General features: G+C 35.5%; 15 protein-coding genes and 1 tRNA gene. 13 read left to right on the top strand and 3 right to left on the bottom strand.

Annotated features, from left to right (window positions below):
- Positions 1-280 precede the first annotated feature (280 nt).
- The 11 genes from ACHZAX_RS18175 to ACHZAX_RS18125 all read left to right on the top strand — a co-directional run bounded on the left by ACHZAX_RS18175 (position 281) and on the right by ACHZAX_RS18125 (position 16,506).
- On the top strand, positions 281-1,111 hold the full coding sequence (locus ACHZAX_RS18175) for a glycoside hydrolase family 88/105 protein (RefSeq protein WP_320020078.1): 831 nt from the start codon (positions 281-283) through the stop codon (positions 1,109-1,111).
- A complete protein-coding gene (locus tag ACHZAX_RS18170) occupies positions 1,095-1,481 on the top strand; it encodes a glycoside hydrolase family 88 protein (protein WP_320020077.1) in 387 nt (128 codons plus the stop codon). The genes ACHZAX_RS18175 and ACHZAX_RS18170 overlap by 17 nt, the downstream gene beginning before the upstream one ends.
- A gap of 21 nt (positions 1,482-1,502) precedes the next feature.
- On the top strand, positions 1,503-4,787 hold the full coding sequence (locus ACHZAX_RS18165) for a SusC/RagA family TonB-linked outer membrane protein (RefSeq protein WP_320020076.1): 3,285 nt from the start codon (positions 1,503-1,505) through the stop codon (positions 4,785-4,787).
- Positions 4,788-4,818: 31 nt separating this feature from the next.
- A complete protein-coding gene (locus tag ACHZAX_RS18160; protein ID WP_320020075.1) occupies positions 4,819-6,771 on the top strand; it encodes a RagB/SusD family nutrient uptake outer membrane protein in 1,953 nt (650 codons plus the stop codon).
- Between the two features lie 172 nt (positions 6,772-6,943).
- Complete coding sequence (locus tag ACHZAX_RS18155; RefSeq protein ID WP_320020074.1) at positions 6,944-8,566, top strand: DUF4957 domain-containing protein; 1,623 nt, start codon at positions 6,944-6,946, stop codon at positions 8,564-8,566.
- Positions 8,567-8,837: 271 nt separating this feature from the next.
- Positions 8,838-10,529, top strand: a complete 1,692-nt coding sequence (locus ACHZAX_RS18150; protein ID WP_320020073.1) for a pectate lyase — start codon at positions 8,838-8,840, stop codon at positions 10,527-10,529.
- Positions 10,530-10,941: 412 nt separating this feature from the next.
- The gene (locus tag ACHZAX_RS18145; RefSeq protein ID WP_320020072.1) at positions 10,942-11,928 is read left to right on the top strand and encodes a pectinesterase family protein; all 987 of its coding nucleotides are present in this window, start codon (positions 10,942-10,944) and stop codon (positions 11,926-11,928) included.
- Entirely contained in the window at positions 11,925-12,878 is a 954-nt protein-coding gene (locus ACHZAX_RS18140) for a pectinesterase family protein (protein WP_320020071.1), read from the top strand. The genes ACHZAX_RS18145 and ACHZAX_RS18140 overlap by 4 nt, the downstream gene beginning before the upstream one ends.
- Positions 12,879-12,924: 46 nt before the next feature.
- Positions 12,925-14,592 carry a glycoside hydrolase family 43 protein gene (locus tag ACHZAX_RS18135; protein WP_320020070.1) on the top strand — a complete coding sequence of 556 codons (1,668 nt, stop codon included), beginning with the start codon at positions 12,925-12,927 and terminating at the stop codon, positions 14,590-14,592.
- An 88-nt stretch (positions 14,593-14,680) separates the two neighbouring features.
- Positions 14,681-14,809: a hypothetical protein gene (locus tag ACHZAX_RS18130; RefSeq protein ID WP_281256430.1), complete on the top strand. Its 129-nt coding sequence runs from the start codon at positions 14,681-14,683 to the stop codon at positions 14,807-14,809.
- Between the two features lie 23 nt (positions 14,810-14,832).
- Complete coding sequence (locus ACHZAX_RS18125; protein WP_320020069.1) at positions 14,833-16,506, top strand: glycoside hydrolase family 28 protein; 1,674 nt, start codon at positions 14,833-14,835, stop codon at positions 16,504-16,506.
- Positions 16,507-16,803: 297 nt separating this feature from the next.
- Here the strand turns inward: ACHZAX_RS18125 and ACHZAX_RS18120 are convergent, their stop codons facing one another.
- Both ACHZAX_RS18120 and ACHZAX_RS18115 read right to left on the bottom strand, forming a co-directional pair.
- The gene (locus ACHZAX_RS18120) at positions 16,804-17,391 is read right to left on the bottom strand and encodes an IS630 family transposase (protein WP_320020068.1); all 588 of its coding nucleotides are present in this window, start codon (positions 17,389-17,391) and stop codon (positions 16,804-16,806) included.
- Positions 17,366-17,860, bottom strand: coding sequence for a helix-turn-helix domain-containing protein (locus tag ACHZAX_RS18115; protein WP_320019846.1), 495 nt, complete (start codon positions 17,858-17,860; stop codon positions 17,366-17,368). Before ACHZAX_RS18115 ends, ACHZAX_RS18120 begins: the two co-directional genes overlap by 26 nt.
- A gap of 230 nt (positions 17,861-18,090) precedes the next feature.
- On the opposite strand from ACHZAX_RS18115, the gene ACHZAX_RS18110 reads away from it, so the two are divergent.
- Positions 18,091-19,302, top strand: coding sequence for an ATP-binding protein (locus tag ACHZAX_RS18110; protein ID WP_320020067.1), 1,212 nt, complete (start codon positions 18,091-18,093; stop codon positions 19,300-19,302).
- An 87-nt stretch (positions 19,303-19,389) separates the two neighbouring features.
- Here ACHZAX_RS18110 and ACHZAX_RS18105 read toward each other — a convergent pair.
- Positions 19,390-19,463 (bottom strand) — tRNA-Ala (locus ACHZAX_RS18105).
- 557 nt (positions 19,464-20,020) lie between these two features.
- Between ACHZAX_RS18105 and ACHZAX_RS18100 the strand changes: the two genes are divergently transcribed.
- The gene (locus ACHZAX_RS18100) at positions 20,021-20,704 is read left to right on the top strand and encodes an energy transducer TonB (RefSeq protein WP_101309984.1); all 684 of its coding nucleotides are present in this window, start codon (positions 20,021-20,023) and stop codon (positions 20,702-20,704) included.
- The last annotated feature ends 210 nt before the right edge of the window (positions 20,705-20,914 follow it).

Below are 20,914 nucleotides of genomic sequence, written 5' to 3'. Positions count from 1 at the left end.
TGGGTGCGTTTGTGATTTTTTTCGGGAAAAATGCCCCTCTTTTTTGGGAAATATTTACCCCCAAGGGAATCCAGACTATCTTCTTTGGGAATAATTAAGGCTAACAGTTCATTATTTTACCATAATTTAGCTGATTGTAAAATTGAAGGTTTTAATATTCCTGAGGAATATTTTCATAATGCATGGAACAGGTAATTGATGGTTCTTGTGAATTGCATTTACTATAGTTGAAACCTCATTTTGTTTATTTTAATTAGAATAGGTTATAAATGTGTTTAAAATGAATAGAAAAATCCTACTTATAGTTATTGTTGGGATTGGATATAGTCAGTGTATTTCTTGCAAAAGAACAATTAAATCAGACGTGGAATGCAAAGGTTTGCATCTGGCTGTTCGAATGGCAGATTCAGAAATGATTCACTTCCCTAACTCTTCAACCGTTGATTTTAACCCCAAAGGAAAATGGGGCTATACTGCCGGTCTTGTTGCGAAGTCGATGGTTGAATTGTGGAAACAAACCGGCGAAATTAAATATTACGATTATGCAAAATCTTATGCTGATCAATTTATTAATGCCAATGGCGAGATTAAAGGGTACAAAAGGAGTGATTTTAATATTGATAATGTGAATTCGGGTAACTTCTTGTTTGATCTTTATCAGAATACTCACGATGATCGTTATAAGAAAGCCATTTTCATACTTCGTGATCAATTGAACGATCATCCAAGAACTACCGAAGGAGGATTTTGGCATAAGAAGAGATATGCACACCAAATGTGGTTGGATGGTTTGTATATGGGGGAGCCTTTTTATGCTCGATTTGGATCTGAATTTAATGAGCCTGAAGCTTTCGACGATGTTATTAATCAATTTGTAGTTGTTCATAAACACACATATAATTCTGAGGTGGGATTGAACTATCATGGATGGGATGAAAGTAAAGAGCAAGCTTGGGCTAATCCTGAGAATGGTTGTTCTCTTCATTTCTGGGGCCGTGCTATGGGATGGTATGCTATGGCAGTGGTTGATATTCTTGATTTTATTCCTGAAAATCATCCGAAAAAGAGAAGAATTAATAGGGATTGTAAAGCAGGTGGCAGCAGGAATTGAAGAAGTTCAGAATCCAAAAACAGGGCTTTGGTATCAGGTCTTAGATTTAGGGAATAAGGAAGGTAACTATTTGGAATCCTCTTGCTCGTGTATGTTTGTGTATTCGTTATTAAAAGCTTCTCGCTTAAATTATATCGATAAAAGATACCGTTTGGTTGCTGAAAAAGGATACGATGGCATATTGAAAAATTTCATTAAAGAAAATGTTGATGAAACCATCAGTATTACGAGTGTTTGCTCGGTAGCTGGTTTGGGTGGAACTCCATACCGGGATGGATCTTATGATTATTATATTAAAGAACCTGTCCGGGATAATGATCCTAAAGGAATTGGCCCTTTTATTCTGGCAAGTATAGAAATGAATAACTAATAAAAATCTAAATTAAAAACTATGACAAACTTTTCTAAAGTAAAACAAAAACAACTATGTCCGATTTGTTTTCGCATAGGAGTTCTTGTTTTATTATTTTGTAGCACTTCCAGTGTGTTCGCTCAGGACATTACTGTTAGTGGTAAAGTAATTGATGCCCAAACGAAGGAAAGTATTCCAGGAACTAATGTTTTTGTGAAGGGAACTACAATTGGAACGATTACGAATATTGATGGGGCATATAAATTAGAGGCATCATCAGAAGCAATCCTCGTTTTTTCATTCATAGGGTATGAATCACAGGAAATTCCTTTGAAAGGGAAACGCATACTTAATGTATCTCTGGAGGTAGATTCAGAACAGCTGGACGAAGTTGTTGCTATTGGTTACGGTACAGTTAAGAAGAGAGACTTAACAGGGGCTGTATCATCAGTACAAGGAAAAGCATTGGCTAACATTCCGGTTAGCAGTGTAGCTCAAGCTTTAACAGGTAGATTGGCCGGAGTACAAATCACAACTGCAGACGGATCTCCTGATGCTGAGATGATTATTAGAGTTCGTGGAGGAGGTTCTGTTACTGGGGATAATTCGCCGCTTTATATTGTGGATGGTTTTCCGGTATCAAGTATGAGTGATGTATCTTCAAATGATATTGAAACCATTGATGTCTTAAAAGATGCTTCATCTACTGCAATTTATGGTTCGCAAGGAGCAAATGGAGTTGTGATTATTACAACCAAAAGTGCAAAAGCAGGAAAAACTCAGGTTTCTTACAATGGTTTTTTCCAAACAAAAAAGCTTCGCAACAGGCTGGATGTTTTGGATCCATATGAGTACGCGATGAGGAATTATGAACTGGCCGCGTTGGGAGGAGAAGACGATTTGAAAAATTTCGAAAACAAATTCGGGGTTTTCGATGATTTGGATCTTTATAAGTTTCAGAAAGGAACAAATTGGCAAGATGATATGTTTGGGGCTGATGTTCTTTCACAACAACATAACATTTCTATCACCGGAGGAAATGAAAAAACGAAGTTTTCGTTAAGTACTTCCTATAATCATGATGGTGGCTTAATGAAGGATAATGATTATACACGATATTATCTTAATTTAAAGGTAAACCATAAATTAGCTGAGAACTTGAAGTTTGATGCTAATGTACGTGTTTCTGATGGCAGAACAAATGGTTCAGGAACATCAGGTGGTTCTTATAAGGTTCGTACATCCGATGCAGTTACAAAAGGTCCTGTTAATGGATTGCAGGAATTTATTCAGATTAATCCAGGTACATTAACAGATGATGAATATAGTGAATGGATTAAAAGTAATTTGACACTGTCAGAACGAGCAGCTCAGTACTGGAAAAGGAAATATAATAAAAAATACAGTTTTACAGGAGGATTAACCTGGGAGATTGTAAAAGGGCTTACTTATCGTTTAGATGGTGGATATACAATTGGTTTTAACGAAACACAAAACTATTGGGGACAATATACAAGTAATGCTTCTTATGTTGGAGGTAAACCTTTAGTAGACTGGACAAAAAGCACAGCTAAAAATTACCGTGAAGTGCAAACGCTTGCATATAATTTTAATATTAGCACACTTCATAATTTCAATATAATGCTTGGGCAGGAGCTTGTGTCGGGGCAAGGTGATGAAAGTAATATTTATGCTACTGGTTATAGTACAGACCTAACTCCAGATAAAATATTTGCCAACCTGGGTTTGGGAGAAGGAATACCAAAAGTAACAAGTGCGGTTTATGATAATGATAATTTGGAATCATTCTTTGGTCGTATTGGGTATAATTATAATGAAAAATACTTGCTGACATTAACTGCGCGGGCAGATGGTTCGTCTAAATTTCCATCGAAAAATCATTGGGGGATTTTTCCAGCAGCAGCTTTTGCATGGCGTATTACGCAGGAGCCTTTTATGGAGTCTACTGAAAACTGGTTATCAAATCTAAAACTGAGAGTAAGTTACGGAGAAGTAGGAAACAACCGGATTAAGAGTACCATGTACAAACAAAATTATAGCATTCAAGATTCAAAAGCTTACGGTATAGGTGATAAATTCTCAGGCTATTACGGTGCAAAAAATAAGCAATTAGCCAATCCTAATCTAAAATGGGAGACGACTGTAACACGCAATATTGGTTTGGATTTTGGGTTTTTTAATGAGAAACTTTCAGGAACACTGGAAGCTTATAATAATTCTTCTAAGGATCTTTTAATAGAGAGATCTATTGTAGCGCCCGGTTATGAAACAACTGTAGAGAACGTAGGAGCCATATCCAATAAAGGAATAGAGTTGTCGCTTAATGCTACTATTATAAATAAAAAAGATTTCACCCTGTCTACAAACTTTAATATTGGATTCAATAAATCGAATGTTGACAAATTGGCTGATGGAATTAGTGAGCAGGTTTACAGTTCGGGTTGGGCAGGAACAGATAATAAAGGTAATGATGATTACAGAGTAAAAGTAGGAGAACCGGTAGGTCTTATTTATGGATGGGTTACTGATGGATATTATACAACTGATGATTTTGAAAGCTATGATGAATCTTCTGAACAATATGTACTAAAAGATGGTGTTGCCGGCACTGGCTTACTGGGGGGTGTTATAGGTGTTAGACCTGGAACCATAAAATTAAAAGATCTTGATAATTCAGGAACTGTAGATAGAGAAGATCGAAAAGTTATTGGAAATACAAATCCTGATTTTACAGGCGGATTTAGTATGAATGCAATGTATCATGGGTTTGATGCTTCTGTGATGTTTAGTTTCGTATACGGTAATGATATTTACAATGCCAATAAAATTGCATCAACACAAAAATATCGTACAAATGATGCGAATCTCTTAGCCATAATGGATGCAGAAAACAGTTACTCTTATCTGAATCGCGAAACAGGGGAAGTAGTTACTGATTTGCAAACATTAAAAACAATGAATGAGGGGAATAATAAGAAAGAATTATGGTCTCCATACTCTTTTGGCAACGCTGTAGTTTTACCACATTCATGGGCAGTTGAAGATGGTTCTTTTCTGCGTTTACAAAATATTACATTAGGATATACACTTCCCGAAGCAATAAGCCAAAGAGTTTCCTGCAGCAGATTTAGAGTCTACTGTACTGTGAATAACCTGTGGACGTGGACCAATTATACAGGATATGATCCGGAAGTTAGCTCTCCGGTGCGCAGTTCTTCTACATCAGGGCTTACTCCAGGAGTAGATTATTCATCGTATCCAAAGAGTTTATCCTGGACATTTGGTGTTAATGTTACATTCTAAATTTTAGTGAACTAAAACAAAAGCAGAAAAAATGAAAAAATATATTATACCAATCTTCTATTTGATGGTGATTTTAATGTCATCATGCGAAGACCATCTAGAAGTCGAGTCTCCATCTTCTTTTGATGCAGATTATGTATTTTCAAATACAGCAGACACAAAAAAAGCGCTTCTTGGCGTATATTCTCTTTTTGCTCAGGATCCCTATTCTTCACGGATGTCATGCGTATGGATGCAAAATTCAGATGTTGAAGCAATACAGCCATCTGCAAACCCAGATGGCTCACGCCGGGATATTTGGTCTTTGCAGGGAAGCAATTTAACTGGTTTTGGTGATATCAATAAAGCTTGGCAGAATAATTATCTGGCGATTGATAGAGCAAACCAATGTATCGAGGGAATTAAATCAAGCAGTATCGCAGAGGATAAGGATATGAAAATGATGTTGGGAGAAGCATATTGTTTACGAGCATATCGCTATTTTCTTCTTACTAATTTTTGGGGTGATGTTCCATATTTTACTTATGCCGCAAAAGCAGGTCTGAAATTAGATATTCCTAAAACAGATAAGAATTACATTTATACCGGGTGCATTCAAGATTTAGTAGATTGTGAAGGAGAAATGTATTTTGCCGATGAATATGCCGATGGAATTGAACGTATGAATCGGGAATTTGTCATGGGGATGATTTCCCGTTTGGCTTTGTTTCGAGCTGGTTATGGGATGACAAAAGAAGGAGTCATGAAAAAAGCTGATGAATACCTTCCTGTTGCAGCTAATGATAGTTTGGCTGTGACGTATACTATTGATGGTGTAAAGAAAATTGCAAGAACTTCCGATGAGTATTATCAGCTTGCTTCTGATTATTGCCAGAAATTAATTGGCTTAAAGGATCGTTCGCTAAATCCTAGCTTTAAAGAGGTGTTTTATAATGAATGTGTATTTAAAAAGCCTGTTAACGATGATGTTCTATATGAGGTTGCAAATTTAGCAGAAAATGGAGGCGATGTTGGTTGGTGTATTGGAACAACTGTTACCGGAGGTTCTAAAGGGAAATCAACAATTCAGGTAAACCTGACACCAACTTACTATTTTTCATTTGATGATAAAGACAGTAGAAGAGACGTGACTGTTTCAAAAGTTTATTACAAAGATGATAATGATGAATATGTGTCAAATATTACCAGTTTATCAACGGGAAAATGGAATCGTTTATGGCTAACAATCGATCCGGGATCCGAGTCTTCTAAAGGAACAGGAATTAATTGGCCTTTAATGCGGTATTCTGATATTCTTCTGATGTTGTCTGAAGCTGAAAATGAGTTGAATGGCCCTAATTCACTTGCGAAAAATGCTTTGGCAAGAGTGCGGAAACGAGCATTTGCAGAAGAAGATTACAGTACAAAAGTTGATACCTATATTTCCGGTCTTTCTTCAAAAGAAGATTTTTTTGATGCTATTGTTAACGAACGTGCATGGGAGTTTGGTGGAGAGTGTTTGCGTAAATTTGACTTGGTAAGATGGAATATTTACGGGAGGAAAATTATTGAAACTAAAAACACATTAAACAATATTGGGAAAGCAGCTTATGAACTGGATCTCTCAGATCCTGATGTTGCACAATATGTTGATTATGCAGCTAAATTATATTATCAGAAAACAAATGGTGCAATTCGGTTTTTAAATACCAAATATGTGCCTGAAGAAATTCCTGAAACAACAGTGGATGAAGATGATCTTGAGAATGATGGAAATGAGAATGCTTATGCATCAACAAACTGGGCAAAATCATTATATAGTTACACTGATAATTTAGAAACTGGCGAACGTATTTATGAAAGTGCTGATTATACAACCAGATGCTGGCGGGGATATACTGATGATAGCGGTATTTCTGCAGTACCTTATTTACTCCCAATTTCAACAACAACCATTAGTGCCAGTATGTATTTAGATAATAATGGATATGGACTTGATTTATAAAAGCTATAAGAGTGAATTATAGTATCAAATGGATTATTTAAGAATAATAATCCCATAATATAAATTTAAAATCTGGTTATATGAAACGTGTTGTAAGGGATACTTTCCTGCACAAAGAATAGACTCTTATGGCTTGTTTTATATGTTTATTATAAATAAAAATTGCAAACAAATGAAATATAATAACCTCAAAATGAAATTGCCTTTATTGGTAGCAATGTTATTTATCGTTATTTTTTCCGCATGTCAGGACGATGACGATTTAGCTGTTGCAGACCGCTTATTTCGCCCAACTATTAGTGAAACCAGTTATGGTGGAACATGGATTAAAGCAGAATGGGATCAATACGAAAATGTAGAATATTATGAACTGAAAATTTCCGATGATTCTTTAAAAACATTTGTACAGGAAGTAACTACCGATACCTCTTTTTATATTTTTGAAAATTTGGAATATGATACAGATTATTACCTGCAGATTAAATCAGTTGGAGAAACGCTGGAGTCGAGACCTTACGTAAATAAAGTTATTACGACTTCAGATTATCCAACTCAACTCAACTCAATTTCATCCAGCGATGTAATCGATAATCAGGTTCGGGTTTCATGGGAGAGTGTTGTTTACGATAGTTTGAGGTTGTTTAAAAATGATACCCTTATAACAACAGTTGCTTTAACAGATAGTGAGAATGAAAAGAAAGAGAGAATAATTAAGAATTTGGTGGAAGAATCATCTTACGTTGTAAAAGCATATAGTGAGGGAAATTATTTGGGAAAAAAAAGTTTTACTACTATGCCAGCACAAACTTTTGAAGGAGATGTAATTGATCTTAGAAGTTATAGTGAAGAAGAAAGTTATTCTTTATTATCTCAGGAATATTTTGATCAGTTAGCGATCGATCATCCAAATGGTGTAACACTTGTATTGGCAGGAGGAATGACTTACGAATTAACCGGACCAACATTGTCATCCAATGTTAGTATTGTTACAGGATACAGCTTGAATGGGAAAGCTGTTATTGCAGTATCGGGTAACTTCGATGTTGATGGAGCGGCAAATATTCAGAAATTGTATTTTGAAGGTATTTCATTCACCGACCATCCGGATAAACCAAAAACTACTGACAGTAATTTTGGTGGCACATATATATTTAATGTTTCAAATTCGGGAGCTGCTGTTGATTCACTTACATTTGAAGACTGTGAAATAAGATACAAACGTGGAGTAATACGAATTAAAACTGCGGCAACAATTAGTGCAATTACAATGAACAATTGCCTTATAGATTCCATTGGAGGTTACGGTGTGATAAAACAAGATAACAGTTCAGCGGTAATAGAAGATATTCGTATTACAAACTCAACAATAACACATGCACAAAAGTTTGTTGAGGCAACTAAGGCTCCTACTTTAAAATCATTTACCATTAAAAACCTCACAGCATGTTTTGTTCCTGGTACGAGCAATTATTATTTATTCGATCTTAAAGGGCAATTATTGGAAAATGGTTTTTCAATTACCAAATCATTATTTGGAATGGGATGGAATACCGACATGATTAATGGTTATCGAAGCAGTGCTGCAAGCGTTACTATAAAAGATAATTATAGAACAAGTGATTTGGTATGGACTTTCGTTACTGATGAGGCAGGTGCTGTTACAGTAGTTGCACCAATGGACATAAATCAGTTAAGTGGTGACATTTATTCTGTTTTTGCTGACCCGGATAATAATGACTTTTCTTTTTCTGATGATCGTTTGAAAGATAAAGTTGGTGATTCTCGTTGGTGGTAAACATCAATTAATCTACAATAAAATATTGCAAAGAAGAACCAGTATTCTTTGCAATATTTTTTTTCATTAAAATTATACCTGTTTAATTTAAAAAGAGATTTTACTCAAAATGAATTAATTTTTAGTAGATCGAGGTAAAAAAGGTAAGCACAGCCAATTTAGCTTGCATCTTTTTTAACTGAGATACAGTTGAAGAGAAACATTTCGCAGGCTATGTTTTAATGTTAATTTGGTATTGTTTGAACTATTTATTTTCTAATAGAATTAAAATATGAATAAGAAGATGAAATTATTCAATACTATATTTATACTGTTTACAGTTATGTGTAGTGCATTGGCACAAAGGAGTGAATTGCCAGCTTTTCCTGGTGCTGAAGGACATGGGAAATATGTTACAGGAGGCCGTGGTGGAAAGGTGATTTATGTAACTAATTTGAGTGATAATGATCAAAAAGGGTCATTGCGCTATGCAATAAATCAAACTGGTGCCAGAATTATATTATTTAAAATTTCCGGAACAATCCAGTTGAAATCCAATCTAAAAATAACCAGCAACAATATTACCATAGCAGGACAAACAGCTCCGGGCGATGGCATTTGCCTAAGAGATTATCCAGTAATTATTTCCTGTGATAATGTGATTATCCGTTTTATGAGATTCCGCATGGGAGATGCTGCCAAACAAGAAAATGATGTTTTGGGAGGTCGTTTTCGTGAAAATATTATTGTAGACCATTGTTCTATGAGTTGGTCTACAGATGAATGTGTTTCCTTTTACGCAAATGAAAATTTCACGTTGCAATGGAGTATTATCTCTGAAAGTCTTCGCAATTCGGTACATGAAAAAGGAGCTCATGGATACGGGGGAGTTTGGGGAGGTAAAAATGCTTCTTTTCACCACAATCTTCTTGCAGATCACGATAGCCGAAATCCCCGCTTAGGGGAATATGCCGGAGATAAATTCGCATTAATCGATTTGGTTGATTTGCGGAATAATGTAATTTATAACTGGGGTGGAAACAGCTGTTATGGTGGAGAAGGTATGAATGTGAATATTGTAAATTGTTATTACAAACCGGGTTTAGCAACCTCATCATCAAAATCAACACGTATTGTATCAATTGATAAATACACAAAAAACAACACTTCTGAAATTTATGATATTTGGGGGCATTTTTATATCGATGGAAATATTATTGAAGGGGTGGAAGAAGCATCAGAAGACAATTGGACATATGGTGTTTATAATCAATTTGCCAGTAAGTATGGCAGTTTGTCTGACGAAGAAAAAGACGCAATTAAAGCAAATATATCATTCGATTCTGGCGAAATTACTACCCATACCGCAGATGAAGCTTATAAAAGGGTATTAGACTACGCAGGTGCCAGCCTGATGAGAGATGCCGTTGATAAAAGAATTATTGATGATGTACGAAACGGAACAGCCTCAGTTATGGATGGAGGGAATGGGAGTACAAATGGTATTATTGATACACAAAGTGCCGTTGGTGGTTGGCCGAATCTGATGTCGGCAGAAGCGCCTGTAGATACTGATGAAGATGGCATGCCAGATAGTTGGGAGAAAAATAATGGATTGAACAGCAATAATGCTGATGATGCCCTGCAGACGACTGTAGATGCCGAATATTCTAACCTGGAAACCTATCTTAATAGTTTAGTTTCAGACATTGTTAATAACCAAAACAAAGATGCAGTTGTTGATGTAGTTACTGAGGTGGGTGAAATTCAACAACCGAAAATACAAATATTTGGGGGAAGGCACAGAATTTATATAAAAGGTATTGATTTGAGTACTAATGTTTCTGTTTTTGATATAAAAGGGGTACTTGTAAAACAGCTGCAAATAAATAGTGACATTAATTTTACAATCAAGCATGGCTTTTATATTGTAAGAGCTGTTTCTGAAAAAGAAGTTAAATGCACAAAAGTTATCGCTGAATAGCTATACTATATCACTAAAAACAGAGAGTTTTGAAAAGTGAATTGGAAGAAGAATATTCAGCGTTTTGCCTTTATAAGCATCTCTATAGTAGTATATTGTGCTTTTTTGAATTTTATTTTTTGCAGTCTTTGGGAAGAATACCCCTCTTGTTTGGGAAATAATTTCCTGTCAGGGAATACAGACTGTCTTCTTTGGGAATAGTAAAGGCAGTTAACTTCATCTGTTGCTTTAATTTTATTGCCTGAAGCAGCAACTATTACTTTACGATCCGGATGAGATGTGTTTCGTAATACCTGGATTGTAGAATTGAGAATTGGAGTGAACGGATCAAATGTAATCATTAACCTGAGTCAGGATGTTGTTAAGTGTGTTGTAAAAATATAGATGTATGTTGAAAATAAAATTAATGTGTATGAAATGGAAATATCTTATTCTTATTGTTTTTATTACCTGTTTTAGTCAATTTTCAAAAGGAAATACAGGTTCAAATTACGATTTTATTGTGTCCAAGGATGGTGACGGAGACTTTACATGCATTCAGGATGCGATTAATGCGGTTCCTGACTTCAGAAAAAACAGGACTTCTATTTATATCAAAAATGGAGTTTACAAGGAAAAATTGATTCTTCCTGCTTCTAAAAATCAGGTTTTATTTATTGGTGAGAGTTTGGAGAATACGATAATTACTTTTGATGATTATGCATCGAAGAAAAATTGTTTCGGAGAAGAAAAAGGAACAACAGGCTCTTCCGGATTTTACATTTTCGGAGATGATTTTAAAGCAGAGAATATTACTTTCGAGAATTCCTCAGGGCCGGTTGGGCAGGCAGTTGCTGTGCGTATTGAGGGCGATCGTATTTTTTTTAACAACTGTCGTTTTTTAGGAAATCAGGATACTCTTTATCCTCATGGCGAAAATAGTCGTCAATATTACAAAAACTGCTTTATCGAGGGAACAGTTGATTTTATTTTTGGATGGTCGACAGCGGTTTTTGAAAAATGCGAGATCTTCTGCAAAGGGCCAGGTTACGTAACAGCGGCTTCTACCTTGGAAAAAACACCTTTTGGTTTTGTGTTTATCAACTGTAAGATCACAGGAAATGCTCCTGCTGGATCGGTTTATTTAGGACGTCCGTGGAGGCCATATGCTAAAACCGCATTTATAAACTGCGAATTAGGAGAGGTTATTAAAGCCGAAGGTTGGCACAATTGGAATAAAAAAGATGCTGAACGAACTGTTAATTATTCAGAATATAAAAATACGGGTTCAGGAGCCAAATCTGCGAATAGAGTTTCATGGTCGCATCAATTAACAAAAGAAGAAAGAGAAACTTATACATTGGAAAATATTTTTAATGGCTGGATTCCTGAATCAGCCGCAAACATTCAAACACCATGAGAAAAAAATTAAACATACTCATACTCCTTTATTTATTGGGGAGTACAATTCTTTTTTCCTGTTCATCAGCAATAGAAAATCAGATTGTAGTTGCAGCAGATGGATCAGGTGATTACAAAAGTATTCAGGAAGCAATTAATGCCGTAAGGTCATCTGAGGAAACAAAGCTTATTTTTATTAAATCAGGAATCTATAAAGAAAAGCTTGTTGTTCCTGTAGATAAGGAGAATATTCATTTTGTGGGCGAAGACGTTGCAAAAACGATCATAACCTGGGATGATTATTCTGGGAAAGGCGATATCAATACATTTACATCTTTTACCATGCAGATTTTAGGAAATAATATTTGTGTTGAAAACTTAACGATTGAAAATTCGGAAGGTATGCAAGGACAAGCAGTAGCTTTGCATGTAGAAGGAGATGGCTGTTCGTTTAAAAAATGCCGGATTTTGGGAAATCAGGACACTGTTTATGCCTCAGGAAAAAATAGCCGTCAGTATTTTCAGGAATGTTATATAGAAGGAACAACCGATTTTATTTTTGGCTCGTCAACAGCTGTCTTTCAGGATTGTGTAATTCTATGTAAAAAAAATTCTTATATCACTGCGGCATCAACACCAAAAGAGAGTGAGTTTGGATACGTATTTATGAATTGCAAAATAGAAGCAACGCCCGAAATTTCTAAGGTATTTTTAGGAAGACCTTGGCGTGATTACGCAAATGTGGTTTTCTTGAATTGTGAGTTGGGTGCACATATTCGCCCTGAAGGATGGCACAACTGGTCGAAGCCTGAGAGAGAAGAAACAGCATTTTATGCAGAGTATCGGAATCGTGGTTTAGGAGCTGATACAAGCGATAGAGTTGTTTGGTCGAAACAATTAACGGCGAAACAAGCTGAGAAATATACAGTAGAGAATGTGCTTCAGCTTAGTAAGTGGGAAATAAAATAAATCAGATATTATTGTTTTTAATCGATTTTGAAGAGAATAAATTGTTATGGGAAAACAAAAAATAAATAGGAAGAAAATAGTTCCGTTCTGGCTGATTGCTTTTTTTGCAGGTATTGTTAGTCCTGCGATAGCACAATCTAATGATGAAAATAAACAGGACATCTCTCAGGTATGGGTCGCTGACAATGGCGATGGAACCTATAAAAATCCAATTTTGCATGCTGATTATTCAGATCCTGATGTAGTAAGGGTGGGAGATGATTTTTACATGACAGCTTCGTCGTTTAACTGTACTCCTGGTTTGCCGGTTTTACATTCAACCGATTTGGTTAATTGGGAACTAATTTCCTATGCATTACATAAACAACCGCCTTTTGATGTGTTCGATAAACCGCAGCACGGAAATGGTGTTTGGGCTCCATGCATTCGCTTTCACAAAGGGGAATATTACATCTACTATCCTGATCCTGATTTCGGAATTTACCTAACCAAAGCAAAAGATCCAATGGGACCTTGGTCCGAGCCAATATTGGTGAAAGAAGGAAAAGGTTTGATTGATCCATCGCCTTTATGGGATGATGATGGAAAAGCATATTTGGTTCATGCATTTGCTGGTAGTCGTGCTGGTGTAAAGAGTATTCTTGTTATTAGCAAGATGAGTACTGATGGAATCAAGCTGTTAGACGATGGGGTAATGGTTTTTGATGGAGGCCAAGATCATCCGACTTTAGAAGGGCCAAAATTTTATAAGCGAAACGGATACTACTACATTTTTGCTCCGGCAGGTGGTGTTTCAACAGGTTGGCAATTGATTATTCGATCTAAAAACATTTATGGACCATACGACTCAAAGGTTGTTTTGGAAAAAGGAAAAACAGCTGTAAATGGTCCGCATCAAGGTGCTTGGGTCGATACTCCTTCCGGAGAAGATTGGTTCATTCATTTTCAGGATAAAGATGCTTACGGTCGAATTGTTCATTTACAGCCAATGAGTTGGAAAAACGATTGGCCGGTAATGGGTATTGACTTGGATGGGGATGGAATTGGAGAGCCTGTGTCTAGTTATAAAAAGCCTGATTTGCCAAAAGGGAAAGTAATGACTCCATCCGAAAGTGATGAGTTTAATGAACCATCATTGGGTTTACAATGGCAATGGTATGCCAATCCAAAAATAACATGGGGATTTCCAACCGGACATATGGGTTTTTATCGTCTAAATTGTATTCCTAAATCAGACGATTATGTGAATTTGTGGGAGACTCCAAATTTATTACTACAGAAATTTCCGGCTGAAGAATTTATGGTGACAACGAAATTTACATTCAATAATCATTTTGATGGTGAGGAAATAGGTTTTGTTGTAATGGGAGAAAATTATCAGTTTATCTCTCTAAAACAGATCAATGAGAAATTAAAAATTCGGGTTGTTCGTTGCGGTAATGCAAGAAAGAATGGAGCTGAAAAAGAACTGTTTGAACATGGTTTTAAAGAGAAAACAGTTTATTTCAGACTAAAAGTTAAAGCTGGTGCCGTTTGCTCTTTTAGTTATAGCGCCGATGGAGAGAAGTTTACAGAGGCAGGAGATAATTTTAATGCAGTTCCGGGACGTTGGATTGGGGCAAAAGTAGGATTCTTTGCTCTTCGCGATGGTGTAATTAATAATGCAGGAAGTGCTGACATTGATTGGTTTCGAATAGAGAAGATTGAGGAATAGGACGCATATTTAGTTGATCGGTTTAAAACAATTGTCGATAGATTTTCTTCCCAGTAAAAGAAAAGAATATGTTTCCAAATATTATTTCATGAATTTACCTGCGGGGATTTATGAAGCATTTCCTGATGGACAGAATGATAATAAACATTTTCAATCGGTCGGAGCAAAAGAAATAGTCCGATTGATTTTTGAGGGAATGAAAACATTTGAAGAATAGTAACCCTAAATCAATAAGATAGAATGAGAGTGGTAGAAAAAAAAATTAAGAGATTTTTTTATTCGGTTTTGGTTCTAGTATTGGCGTTTGCCTGTCAGAATAAACCAATTGAAAATAGTGGAATAAGCAAGCTGTACGAGGGAATCGAGTTTGATATGCCTCAGGTTGTAGAGCCTGCATTTCCTGATTTTTCAGTTTCAATTGCTGATTTTGGAGCTGTAGCGGATGGGAAAACAATAAATACACAGGCTTTTGCCGATGCTATTAAGCATGTTGCAGGTAAAGGAGGAGGAAAAGTAATTATTCCAAGGGGAATATGGATAACCGGACCCATTATTTTAAAAAGTAATATCAACCTTCACGCCGAGGCTGGTTCTTTGGTGCTGTTTAGTACCAATAAAGATTTGTATCCATTAGTGAATGCAAGTTTCGAAGGCTTAAATACAGTTAGGTGTTTGTCGCCAATTCAAGGGAACGATTTAAGAAATGTTGCCATAACAGGAAGTGGTGTTTTTGATGGGTCAGGAGAAGTATGGCGTATGGTAAAGCGTTCGAAATTAACCGGTGACCAGTGGAAAAAGCTTGTCGCTTCAGGAGGAGTTGTCGATGAAAATGGAGAGAAGTGGTATCCGTCTGAGGGGTTTGTAAAAGGAGACAGGCAAAGTAAAATGAATGTGCCTCAAAATTTAAAAACGATAAAAGAATACGAGGAAATTAAAGATTTTCTACGTCCCGTAATGGTAAGTATCGTGAATTGTAAAGAGGTGTTGTTGGATGGTCCCGTGTTTCAGAATTCGCCGGCATGGTGTATTCATCCGCTGATGTGCGAAAACCTAACGGTGCGAAATCTTACAGTACGTAATCCTTGGTACTCTCAGAATGGTGATGGCATTGATATAGAGTCTTGTAAAAATACCATTTTAACAAATTGTAGTTTTGATGTGGGCGATGATGCAATCTGTATTAAATCAGGTAAAGATGAAGATGGTCGCAAAAGAGCCATGCCTACCGAAAACCTGATTGTGAAAAATTGTATTGTGTATCACGGGCACGGAGGTTTAACTGTAGGTAGTGAAATGTCGGGAGGAGTTAAAAATATGCATGTTTCGGCTTGTACATTTATGGGAACTGATGTTGGATTGCGATTTAAAAGTAATCGTGGTAGAGGTGGTGTTGTGGAAGGAATTTACATTTCTGATATCGATATGATTAACATTCCAAACAAGGCGATCTCCTTTAATTTGTATTATGGAGGGAAATCGGTTTCCGAAATGCTTCCTGAGATAACAGAAGAAACTCCGCAATTTAAAGACATTAGTATTAAAAATGTCACTTGTAAAGGAGCCGCTCAAGCCATTTATTTACAAGGCCTGCCCGAAATGAATCTTAAAAACATTTTGTTGGAAAATATTACAATGGAAACAGAAAAAGGGCTGTTGTGTATCGATGCAACAGGTGTTACGATTCGAAATTTGCATTTGCAAACCAATGTATTTCCTGCAATTGCCTTATATAATTCAAAAAATGTATCTGTAAAAGAGCTTGTGTTGTCGGAATCTGAGAAGCCACTTATTTCAGTTCACGGAGAAGAGACAGAACAGATTCATATCGATGTTCATTCAGCAGCAGATGTTAATTCGATTCTAGAAGTTGGACATGAAGTGAATCGAAATATACTGCAAGTAAACACATTCTAAATGAGTAGAATGCGAAAATTAATTATGTTGTTTTTTTATTGTTCCTTGTAATTGTGCTGGCTCAGCAGTTTGCCTTTCCCGGAGTCGAATATTTTAGGCGTTTTACCAATGATGGGTGAGATGAAGACGTTCAGATCATCAATAAATTTATTGATGATCTGACGATCTCCGGAAGGTTAATTGCCTAGGGCAGTTAATAAGAAAGGTACACGAACCATTGTATTGGAGATAAATTATAAGGAACAATATCATCCAAAATCACCGAAAAGTTCACGTTATACCATTTTACAGACTAATTTACTCACAAAAGCAATTTGTATAAATTGGATAGCCAGTAATGGATTTGATTAAATCGGGATTCAACTCATTTACCATCATTGTAATCTTTTCTTGTAGATCTGATATTTCTGAAAAAAACTTCATGGATACCTTATCTTTCATCCATTGCCATACTTTTTCTGCAGGATTTAGTTCAGGAGCATAGGCTGGAATTCTTATTAGCCTTATTTTTTCAGGGACTTCTATGCTTTGACATGCATGAAACCCTGCATTGTCAATTATCAATAGTTTTAGTTCTCTTGGATTTTGATCGCTAAGAACTTTTAGGTATGCTTCAAAAATATCATTCCCAACATTGGATGTTTCCCAATAGAATGCATCTCCTGTCAAAGGTGAAAAAGATCCCCAAAGCCATAACCACTTGTAACTATGCTGATATTTACCCACCGGCTCTACACCTTTGGAAACTAATACGCGTTTCTGTTTGGTCATTAATCCAAATCGACTTTCATCTTGAAAATAAATATTCAGGGAGTCGTATTTATCTTTATCCAGTCCAATTCTAAATGAATTTATCAGATCAGGAAGTTTTTTTGAAGACCTCAACGGTCTGCTTATCTTTTTTGTGGTGAGATTTACGGGCGATCTTTAATTTACTATTGAGTTTGCTCCTGCAGTAGTGATACAAAGCATGATAGGGAATCTTTTCCTGACAGTTTTGTTCCGCCCACTGAAGTAATTCTACATAACTGGTAATATCAGTATAGGGATTTTCAAGTTTAGTGGCTAAACACTCTTTTGTATAATCGCTTAATTGTTCCTTTCTGGATCCTCGACTGGCAACTTCCAAATAAGCGTGAATTCCTTCATTTTGATACAATTGAAGCCAGTTGTAAATACTTTTTCTACTTCTATTCAGCTTAGTTGCAATTTCACTTGTATATTTTACTTTTCCCTGTTTGATAAAAAGAAGGGTTTTAACTCTACTATGCTGAAGAATTTTTGTCTGCTTTCTCAGAAGGTAAAGTAATTCTGATTCACTTTCGGTGATTTCTACATCTATAATTTTTGGCATATACTAAGATAAGTTTTTTTTGAGTAAATTAACAAACAGAACCGTATTACACATAAAATCGCAATACTTACTATAGTGGAGAAATCATTTAAGGAATTACATCATCCAAAACCATTGAAAAGTTCATGGTATACCTGAAGCTTTTATGAAAATGATGAAAAGTTTACGTTATACTTGAAACTTTTACGTATTTTTGTAAAAGTTTCTGTTGTATATTAAATAATTCTGTGATGAATATTCCCAAAAATATAATTTCGAGAGATAGTTATATCTCGAAAATTGAACCTTTTATTAATACTTCATTGATTAAGGTACTAACTGGGCAAAGGCGTGTTGGTAAATCATATTTGCTTTTTCAGTTAATGAATCTTATTTCTGAAAAAGAAAACAATGCAAACATCATTTATATAAATTTAGAGGATCTTACTTTTGATCATATCAAAACTGCGAAAGATTTGAATGAATATGTGATTAAGAATTTATCATCAACACATCCTAATTATGTATTTGTGGATGAGATTCAGGATGTCGACGATTTTGAGAAAGCATTACGATCCCTGGCATTAAATGATAATATTGATATTTATATTACGGGTAGTAATGCTAAAATGCTTTCAGGAGAACTCGCGACCACTTTAAGTGGACGATATATTGAGTTCACTGTTTATAGCTTATCATACCTCGAGTTTTTAAAATTTCATACTCTTGACAATTCTGATGATAGTTTAGCTTTATTTATGAAATATGGTGGTTTGCCTTATATTACGAACTTACCTCTTAACGATGATGTTATTTTTGAATACCTCAAAAATATATACAGCACTATTATCTACCGAGATGTAGTAAGTAGATACAATCTAAGAAATTCACAATTTTTGGAACGCTTGGTCATTTTTTTAGCAGATAATGTAGGTGGTCTTTTTTCTGCGAAAAAAATTAGTGATTTTTTAAAATCACAGAAGGTGAGTATTTCCTCACAACAGATTCAAAACTATATCAAATATCTATCAAGTGCATTTATTATTCTTCCTGCCAGACGATATGATATTGTAGGGAAACGAATCTTTGAAATAGGGGACAAATATTTCTTTGAAAACATTGGAATTCGAAATGCCATAGTGGGCTATAAAACGAATGATATTGCTAAAATACTTGAAAATGTAGTTTACAATCATCTGCTATTTTGCGGATATACTGTCAAAGTGGGAGTTTTAAATACTCAGGAAATAGATTTTGTCTGTGAAAGAAATAATGAGAAGAAGTATGTGCAAGTTTCATATCTTTTAGAGAAGGAAGAAACTATTAAAAGAGAATTTGGTAATCTTCTTAAGATAGATGACAATCATTCTAAAGTTGTTGTTTCAATGGATAAGTTAGCTGGAGATGGCTACGATGGGGTTGATCACATCTATATTAGAGACTTCTTGAGTACTATTTATTAATAGATCATCTATAAATTAGAACCAGAATGTTTGCGAACCAAAAAAAAACGCCCGCGGTGGAAGCCCGCAAACGCCTTATCTTTAGTGTGGAGAATACCGGAATCGAACCGGTGACCTTTTGACTGCCAGTCAAACGCTCTAGCCAACTGAGCTAATCCCCCATCATTTTTATGAGGAGTAAAAGAAAAATACTTGATCCCCTCAATTGGAGTGCAAATATAGATGAAAATTACACATCTCAAAATATAAGTAGGATGATTTTTTTGAAATTAAAACATTTTTTGATTTTATACGTAAGGATAAGAAGAGTGAAGAATCTATTTTAGTTCGAAAATTGTTTATCAATAGACAATTGATTGGTAGCAATGTATAGTGTGTGTATTAGGTAGGATGAGTACGGGCTTAATAGATTCTTCACTCTTCCTATGTGTAAATTATAATTTAGATTGGCTATAAAGAAAAAATCGACTAAGTTTATAGTTCATTTATACACAGAGGTTTTATCCTAATTTAAATTACTGCAAACTTCCTATCTGAAATGTGAATTTTCAATCGTTTATCGGCTGAGAATCAAATTTATTGCTTAGGAAAATCAGTTTGCTTTTAATTTTTATATCTTTATGCCTCGAATTAATTTTCTAATCGAAAAGGATTTTGATTATAAAATTGAATTACTTAGTTTTAAGCGCTGAAATTAAAAGAAAATTAAAAGAAGATTATGGAAGTTAAGAAGTCACCAAAAGCAGATCTTGAAAATAAGAGAGGTCTTTTTCTTGAGATTGGTCTGGCTCTTACTCTTGCCTTTGTACTTCTTGCATTTGAATGGAGTGTAGATTCTAGCGAAGCTACCGGCCTGCAAGATCAACAAGAAATGGAGGCAGAGGAAGAAATGATTCCTGTTACCAGACAAGAACCAATTAAGCCACCACCACCACCACCACCAGCTCCTAAAGTTGCTGATGTTTTGAACATCGTAGATAACGAAGAAGAGATTGAGGATGAACTAGAGATTGAAGATTCGGATGCTGACATGGATGCTGAAGTTGAAATTCAGGTTGTAGCGGAAGAGGAAGAAGAAGATGAAGCACAAGTTTTTGTAATTGTAGAAGATATGCCTGAATTTCCAGGAGGAGCTTTAGAGTTACAAAAATGGATTGCAAAATCGGTTAAATATCCTGTGATAGCGCAGGAAAATGGTATTACTGGTCGTGTTTTTGTAACTTTCGTTGTAAACAAAGTTGGAGCGGTCGAGCAAATTCGTGTAGTACGTGGAGTAGATCCATCTTTGGATAAGGAAGCTGTACGCGTAATTGGAGAAATGCCTAAATGGAAGCCTGGTAAACAGCGGGGTAAAGCTGTGAAAGTATCTTATACTGTACCTATTAACTTCCAATTACAATAAAACAAATCTATAATTTTTTTAGATAGTAAAGGCTCTGATTTTTCAGAGCCTTTTTTTTATGACTTAAGCACTGTTGCTTTCTCGAATATTGTTTATTTTTGCCCTGTAGTTTACGTACTTTGTTATTGGTATTTGTTTTAAGGTAGTCTTCTTACATCTATCTCTAAAAAGGAAATATTATTGATAAAGGCAACTAAGCCTTTGTTTTTT

Source organism: Labilibaculum manganireducens (assembly GCF_963665805.2).
GTDB classification, from domain to species: domain Bacteria; phylum Bacteroidota; class Bacteroidia; order Bacteroidales; family Marinifilaceae; genus Labilibaculum; species Labilibaculum manganireducens.
The sequence above is the reverse complement of the archived record's forward strand: the minus strand, read 5'-3'. Positions and strand labels throughout refer to the sequence as shown.